2 tRNA genes and 3 rRNA genes are annotated in these 5,472 nt (G+C 51.7%); all 5 read left to right on the top strand.

Annotated features, from left to right (window positions below):
• Positions 1 to 174 precede the first annotated feature (174 nt).
• Positions 175 to 1,709: ribosomal RNA gene (locus BLW05_RS35145) — 16S ribosomal RNA — on the top strand.
• Positions 1,710 to 1,779: 70 nt separating this feature from the next.
• Positions 1,780 to 1,856, top strand: a tRNA-Ile gene (locus tag BLW05_RS35140).
• A gap of 66 nt (positions 1,857 to 1,922) precedes the next feature.
• Positions 1,923 to 1,998 (top strand) — tRNA-Ala (locus BLW05_RS35135).
• Positions 1,999 to 2,304: 306 nt separating this feature from the next.
• Positions 2,305 to 5,175 (top strand): 23S ribosomal RNA (locus BLW05_RS35130).
• 130 nt (positions 5,176 to 5,305) lie between these two features.
• A 5S ribosomal RNA gene (rrf, locus tag BLW05_RS35125) occupies positions 5,306 to 5,418 on the top strand.
• The 16S, 23S and 5S rRNA genes sit together here with 2 tRNA genes alongside, the layout of an rRNA operon.
• The last annotated feature ends 54 nt before the right edge of the window (positions 5,419 to 5,472 follow it).

Genomic DNA, 5,472 nt, shown 5'->3' with positions numbered 1-5,472 from the left:
GCGTCAGGATCCTTAAAAACATACAGCCGATAAGCGTGGGCGTTTGAGGCGAACAGCCAAGTTCTTCGGAACTCAAGTCTTCGGACTTTTAAACGCTCATGAGAATAGAAGTGAAGTTCACTTCAATTCCGTTTTTATGAGTTGCTCGAGCAATCGGGCAAAAACTTCAAGATCGAACTATAGAGTTTGATCCTGGCTCAGATTGAACGCTGGCGGCATGCCTTACACATGCAAGTCGAACGGCAGCGCGGGAGCAATCCTGGCGGCGAGTGGCGAACGGGTGAGTAATACATCGGAACGTGCCCAATCGTGGGGGATAACGCAGCGAAAGCTGTGCTAATACCGCATACGATCTACGGATGAAAGCAGGGGACCGCAAGGCCTTGCGCGAATGGAGCGGCCGATGGCAGATTAGGTAGTTGGTGGGGTAAAGGCTCACCAAGCCGACGATCTGTAGCTGGTCTGAGAGGACGACCAGCCACACTGGGACTGAGACACGGCCCAGACTCCTACGGGAGGCAGCAGTGGGGAATTTTGGACAATGGGCGCAAGCCTGATCCAGCCATGCCGCGTGCAGGATGAAGGCCTTCGGGTTGTAAACTGCTTTTGTACGGAACGAAAAGGTTCTTTCTAATAAAGAGAGCTCATGACGGTACCGTAAGAATAAGCACCGGCTAACTACGTGCCAGCAGCCGCGGTAATACGTAGGGTGCAAGCGTTAATCGGAATTACTGGGCGTAAAGCGTGCGCAGGCGGTGATGTAAGACAGTTGTGAAATCCCCGGGCTCAACCTGGGAACTGCATCTGTGACTGCATCGCTGGAGTGCGGCAGAGGGGGATGGAATTCCGCGTGTAGCAGTGAAATGCGTAGATATGCGGAGGAACACCGATGGCGAAGGCAATCCCCTGGGCCTGCACTGACGCTCATGCACGAAAGCGTGGGGAGCAAACAGGATTAGATACCCTGGTAGTCCACGCCCTAAACGATGTCAACTGGTTGTTGGGTCTTCACTGACTCAGTAACGAAGCTAACGCGTGAAGTTGACCGCCTGGGGAGTACGGCCGCAAGGTTGAAACTCAAAGGAATTGACGGGGACCCGCACAAGCGGTGGATGATGTGGTTTAATTCGATGCAACGCGAAAAACCTTACCCACCTTTGACATGTACGGAATTTGCCAGAGATGGCTTAGTGCTCGAAAGAGAACCGTAACACAGGTGCTGCATGGCTGTCGTCAGCTCGTGTCGTGAGATGTTGGGTTAAGTCCCGCAACGAGCGCAACCCTTGTCATTAGTTGCTACATTTAGTTGGGCACTCTAATGAGACTGCCGGTGACAAACCGGAGGAAGGTGGGGATGACGTCAAGTCCTCATGGCCCTTATAGGTGGGGCTACACACGTCATACAATGGCTGGTACAAAGGGTTGCCAACCCGCGAGGGGGAGCTAATCCCATAAAACCAGTCGTAGTCCGGATCGCAGTCTGCAACTCGACTGCGTGAAGTCGGAATCGCTAGTAATCGTGGATCAGAATGTCACGGTGAATACGTTCCCGGGTCTTGTACACACCGCCCGTCACACCATGGGAGCGGGTTCTGCCAGAAGTAGTTAGCCTAACCGCAAGGAGGGCGATTACCACGGCAGGGTTCGTGACTGGGGTGAAGTCGTAACAAGGTAGCCGTATCGGAAGGTGCGGCTGGATCACCTCCTTTCTGGAAACAAGCTGTTCAAGTTGAACGCCCACACTTATCGGTTGTTGGATGAAGTCGATTCCATCGACATGGGTCTGTAGCTCAGCTGGTTAGAGCACCGTCTTGATAAGGCGGGGGTCGTTGGTTCGAGCCCAACTAGACCCACCAAATTCCTCCAATGGTTCGTTCCAATGGTCATGTGCACCGCGCAAGTGGTGTCATGCATGAGGCCCCGGGGGATTAGCTCAGCTGGGAGAGCACCTGCTTTGCAAGCAGGGGGTCGTCGGTTCGATCCCGTCATCCTCCACCATCCGGCAAGAATTCATCAACACCAAAGATGCTTTGCGAGAGGCGTCTTTGTTGTTGATCGAGATCTCTCGATCGATCGGCTGTTCTTTAAAAATTCATAGAGTCGAATCAGCGTTGCTGATGGAAACCGCACATTCGTAAAGGTTTAGTGCGGACCGTGCCATCAGCAACTTGAATTTTTGATTGCGTCAAATGAACTTCAATTTCGAGTCAAATCGATTTATGAAGACGGCATAACGCGCCAGGTGAAAGACCTGGTCATTCCTTGATTGACTTTGGTTTCTGTGAAGAAACGTCAAAGTTATAGGGTCAAGTGAATAAGAGCACGTGGTGGATGCCTTGGCGATGATAGGCGACGAAGGACGTGATAGCCTGCGATAAGCTTCGGGGAGCTGGCAAATTAGCTTTGATCCGGAGATTTCCGAATGGGGAAACCCACCGAAAGGTATCGCATACTGAATACATAGGTATGCGAGGCGAACCGGGTGAACTGAAACATCTCAGTAGCTCGAGGAAAAGACATCAACCGAGATTCCGAAAGTAGTGGCGAGCGAAATCGGAAGAGCCTGTTAGTGATAGCACAAGACTTAACGGAACAGCTTGGAAAGGCTGGCCATAGCGGGTGATAGCCCCGTACGTGAAAAGACCTGTGTGGTACTAAGCTGACGAAAAGTAGGGCGGGACACGAGAAATCCTGTCTGAAGATGGGGGGACCATCCTCCAAGGCTAAATACTCATCATCGACCGATAGTGAACTAGTACCGTGAGGGAAAGGCGAAAAGAACCCCGGGAGGGGAGTGAAATAGATCCTGAAACCGCGTGCTTACAAAAAGTAGGAGCCCGCAAGGGTGACTGCGTACCTTTTGTATAATGGGTCAGCGACTTACATTCAGTGGCAAGGTTAACCGAATAGGGAAGCCGTAGAGAAATCGAGTCCGAATAGGGCGTCCAGTCGCTGGGTGTAGACCCGAAACCAAGTGATCTATCCATGGCCAGGATGAAGGTGCCGTAACAGGTACTGGAGGTCCGAACCGACTAGTGTTGCAAAACTAGCGGATGAGCTGTGGATAGGGGTGAAAGGCTAAACAAACTTGGAAATAGCTGGTTCTCTCCGAAAACTATTTAGGTAGTGCCTCAAGTATTACCTTCGGGGGTAGAGCACTGTTTTGGCTAGGGGGTCATGGCGACTTACCAAACCAAGGCAAACTCCGAATACCGAAGAGTACAGCTTGGGAGACAGAGCACCGGGTGCTAACGTCCGGACTCAAGAGGGAAACAACCCAGACCGCCAGCTAAGGTCCCTAAAATTGGCTAAGTGGGAAACGAAGTGGGAAGGCTAAAACAGTCAGGATGTTGGCTTAGAAGCAGCCATCATTTAAAGAAAGCGTAATAGCTCACTGATCGAGTCGTCCTGCGCGGAAGATGTAACGGGGCTAAGCCAGTTACCGAAGCTGCGGATTTGCAATTTATTGCAAGTGGTAGGAGAGCGTTCTGTAAGCCTGTGAAGGTGTCTTGTAAAGGATGCTGGAGGTATCAGAAGTGCGAATGCTGACATGAGTAGCGTTAAAGGGGGTGAAAAGCCCCCTCGCCGTAAGCGCAAGGTTTTCTACGCAACGTTCATCGGCGTAGAGTGAGTCGGCCCCTAAGGCGAGGCAGAGATGCGTAGCTGATGGGAAACAGGTCAATATTCCTGTACCGATCAATAGTGCGATGTGGGGACGGATCTTAATAGGTCATCCGGGTGTTGGATATCCCGGTTTAGTTGGAAGTAGGCGATGGGTAGGCAAATCCGCCCGTCATATACCGAGGCCAACGATCGAGCCAGCTTGCTGGTGAAGTGACTGAACGAGGTTCCAGGAAAAGCCACTAAGCTTCAGCTATTGACGACCGTACCGCAAACCGACACTGGTGCGCGAGATGAGTATTCTAAGGCGCTTGAGAGAACTCAGGAGAAGGAACTCGGCAAATTGACACCGTAACTTCGGGAGAAGGTGTGCCCTATTAGTGTGAAGTGAACAACGGAGCATGAACGGGTTGCAAAGAATCGGTGGCTGCGACTGTTTATTAAAAACACAGCACTCTGCAAACACGAAAGTGGACGTATAGGGTGTGACGCCTGCCCGGTGCTGGAAGATTAAATGATGGGGTGCAAGCTCTTGATTGAAGTCCCAGTAAACGGCGGCCGTAACTATAACGGTCCTAAGGTAGCGAAATTCCTTGTCGGGTAAGTTCCGACCTGCACGAATGGCGTAACGATGGCCACACTGTCTCCTCCTGAGACTCAGCGAAGTTGAAATGTTTGTGATGATGCAATCTCCCCGCGGAAAGACGGAAAGACCCCATGAACCTTTACTGTAGCTTTGTATTGGACTTTGAACAGATCTGTGTAGGATAGGTGGGAGGCTTTGAAGTGAGGACGCTAGTTCTCATGGAGCCAACGTTGAAATACCACCCTGGTGTGTTTGAGGTTCTAACCTAGGTCCATTATCTGGATCGGGGACAGTGCATGGTAGGCAGTTTGACTGGGGCGGTCTCCTCCCAAAGCGTAACGGAGGAGTTCGAAGGTACGCTAGTTACGGTCGGACATCGTGACGATAGTGCAATGGCATAAGCGTGCTTAACTGCGAGACTGACAAGTCGAGCAGATGCGAAAGCAGGACATAGTGATCCGGTGGTTCTGTATGGAAGGGCCATCGCTCAACGGATAAAAGGTACTCTGGGGATAACAGGCTGATACCGCCCAAGAGTTCATATCGACGGCGGTGTTTGGCACCTCGATGTCGGCTCATCTCATCCTGGGGCTGTAGCCGGTCCCAAGGGTATGGCTGTTCGCCATTTAAAGAGGTACGTGAGCTGGGTTTAAAACGTCGTGAGACAGTTTGGTCCCTATCTTCCGTGGGCGCTGCAGATTTGAGGAAGCCTGCTCCTAGTACGAGAGGACCGGAGTGGACACACCTCTGGTGTATCGGTTGTCACGCCAGTGGCATTGCCGAGTAGCTAAGTGTGGAAGAGATAACCGCTGAAAGCATCTAAGCGGGAAACTCGTTTCAAGATGAGATCTGCCGGGGCCTCGAGCCCCCTGAAGAGTCGTTCAAGACCAGGACGTTGATAGGTCGGGTGTGGAAGCGCAGTAATGCGTTAAGCTAACCGATACTAATTGCTCGTGCGGCTTGACCCTATAACTTTGATCTGTCAGATCAGAGAGTTATGCCAAGTTGACGCAGTCAGAACAATTCAAAACACAAAACTGATTCCAGACTCTATGAATTCGCTGTCCTGACCAAAAACCAGGATGGCAACCCTTTATGCCTGATGACCATAGCGAGGTGGTCCCACTCCTTCCCATCCCGAACAGGACAGTGAAACGCCTCAGCGCCGATGATAGTGCGGGTTCCCGTGTGAAAGTAGGTCATCGTCAGGCTCTTACAGCCCCAAAAAGCCCAGCCCCACAAGGCTGGGCTTTTTGCTTTTTGCG

The sequence above is a fragment of the Variovorax sp. YR216 genome (assembly GCF_900107745.1).
Lineage (GTDB): Bacteria > Pseudomonadota > Gammaproteobacteria > Burkholderiales > Burkholderiaceae_C > Variovorax.
The sequence above is the reverse complement of the archived record's forward strand: the minus strand, read 5'-3'. Positions and strand labels throughout refer to the sequence as shown.